Origin of the sequence: Donghicola sp. XS_ASV15, assembly GCF_041224595.1 — a bacterium.
Lineage (GTDB): Bacteria > Pseudomonadota > Alphaproteobacteria > Rhodobacterales > Rhodobacteraceae > Donghicola.
Genome location: NZ_JBGFGN010000022.1, coordinates 1 through 362 on the forward strand (window position 1 = coordinate 1; position 362 = coordinate 362).

1 protein-coding gene is annotated in these 362 nt (G+C 39.5%); it reads right to left on the reverse strand.

Annotated elements, in window-relative coordinates:
• The coding region (locus AB9K37_RS00430; RefSeq protein ID WP_369835098.1) for a putative oxygenase MesX at positions 1-362 on the reverse strand (362 nt) is incomplete at both ends.

Genomic DNA, 362 nt, shown 5'->3' on the forward strand with positions numbered 1-362 from the left:
CTTCGCGATCATAAACAATTTGCGTGAGCGAGTGATCTTGGTTTTTAAGACTTGGCTGGTAGCAACGACCTGCCACTGAGTTCGCGTTATAAATCTCAGGGCGATAGATTCTTTGGAATGTTTCCATCGTACTGATTGTGCTGATCAGCTCTAAATTGGTGTACTCATTTAACAAATCACCAAAGAAATAAAATGCTAATGGTGCTTGAGTATTAGGCGGCATAAAATAACGCAACTGCAGACCCATTTTCTTAAAATATTGCTCCGTTAAGGATGACTCGTTGGGTACATATTCAGTGCCAAGTATTGGGTGATGATTGTCAGTTTGAAAATACGTTTTGTTGTCTGAAACGCTTAAACAT